At 71.1% G+C, this 1,816-nt stretch carries 1 protein-coding gene; it reads left to right on the forward strand.

Annotated elements, in window-relative coordinates; genetic code table 11:
- The first annotated feature begins 187 nt into the window (after positions 1 to 187).
- Positions 188 to 1,516, forward strand: a complete 1,329-nt coding sequence (locus E4M07_RS28950) for a surface lipoprotein assembly modifier (RefSeq protein ID WP_169054474.1) — start codon at positions 188 to 190, stop codon at positions 1,514 to 1,516.
- Positions 1,517 to 1,816: the final 300 nt, after the last annotated feature.

Consider the following 1,816-nt stretch of genomic DNA (forward strand, 5'->3'; position numbering starts at 1 on the left):
GTGTTCGACATCACCTCCGAGGGCCGCAAGGCGGGCGAAGCGCGCGGCGCCTTCGGTGGCGGGATGACCGCCTCCGAATAACGCGCGCCCACCCGCACACCGCAAACCCGGCGCCCGGTCCCTGCCTTTCGCGGGCATGGCGGACCGGGCGTCGGGCCTTGAAGCACAATTCGAAAGCCAGGACACGATGCGCAGCCACACATATCGCCTTTGCAGCCTGCTGTTTGCCCTTGCCCTGTTCGCGCTTGTGCCCCTGCGCCCTGCCGCGGCCGGGCAGCCCCCGCCGCGGTCGGTTTCGGCGGGCATGCTGATCGAGGCGGCGCGGGCGGCGCTGTCCGGGGGCGCGCCGCGCGATGCGGCCGTCCTGCTTGAAGGGGTGGAGCCCGGCGCGGCTGACCCCGACACGCTCGACTTCCTGCACGGGCAGATTGCGCTGCAGCAGCAGGACTGGCGAACCGCGCAACGCAGGTTCCGGGCCATGCTGGCGCGCGATCCCGGCCTGACCCGGGTGCGGCTCGACCTGGCGCTGGCGCATTACCGGGCGGGCGAGTTCGTGCGGGCGGAGCGGCATTTCCGCCTTGCCCTGAGCGCCCCGGGCCTGCCCGGGGACGTGCGCGCCAACGCGCTCTCCATGCTTCACCTGCTGCGCCGGCACAAGGCCGAGGGCTGGACGTTCGGCGTGGCGCTGGCGCTGGCGCCCGACAGCAACATCAACAACGCGACCGATGCGGAAAAGCTCGGCCTGTTCACGCTGTCGCGGGATGCGCGCCGCACCAGCGGGGTCGGTCTGGTGGCCGACATGCATGGCGGATACACGGCGACGGTCCGCCCGGGGCTTCAGTTCCGGGTCAATGGCGGTCTGCGGACCCGCAGCTACCGGGAGAGCCGGTTCAACGAACGGATCGCAAGCCTCAACGCCGGCCCGCGCTTCCTGTTCGGCCGGTCCGTCCTGCATCCCGAAGTGCACGTTCGCCAGCGCTGGATCGGCGGCGATGTCTACAGCCGCAGCGCCGGTCTGCGGGTTTCGGGCAGCCGGACCCTTTCCCCGGTGTGGCGGCTGAACTGGTCGCTCGGGCGCGCGTGGACCGATTACGAGGGCTACCTCGGCCGCGGCCACACCGATACGGCGGGGTTCGGCATCGCCCATGCCCTGGGCGGCGTCACGGTGCTGCGGGCCAATGCCGGCTGGCGCCGCGAGACGCTGGACAAGGACTACTGGTCCTGGCGCGAGTTCAGCCTCGGCCTGTCGGCCGAGAGCGAGTTGCCGCGCGGTTTCGTCGCCGGCGCGGGCCTGCGCCTGGACCGGCGCGATTACGGCGCCCCGCGCCCGCTGTTCGGGCCGCAGGCGCGGCGGGACACGACCTACGCGCTGTGGACGACGCTGTCCAACCGGAACATCGACATCGGCGGCTTCACGCCGCAACTCACCCTGCGACACGAACGGCGCGACAGCAACATCACGCTGCACGACTACAGGCGCAACGTCATCGAACTGGGTGTCGTAAGGTCGTTCTGAATGCAGGCAGGGCAAGGCACCCGCGCCGGTTGTGCCCGCTGGGCCGGTGTATTGGCGCATTGCGCCTGGCGGGCGGAGTGTTTGCGGGCTTCACGCCGGGAACAGGCCCGCGTGCCGAGGCTGAGCGTCGATCACCGCGACTTCACGCTGCGGGGCTGCAGCCCGCAACTGTCGCCTCGGCGAGAAGACCGCAGGTCCGATGCTCGACCGCACAACCACGCCCGAACCTTCGCGGAGACCGGCTTCGTGCGACGGTTCTGACAAGCGCACCAGGCACACACACCGCGGGACCGGGGCCGG

The sequence above is a fragment of the Nitratireductor sp. XY-223 genome (assembly GCF_004959855.1).
Taxonomy (GTDB): Bacteria; Pseudomonadota; Alphaproteobacteria; order Rhizobiales; family Rhizobiaceae; genus Hoeflea_A.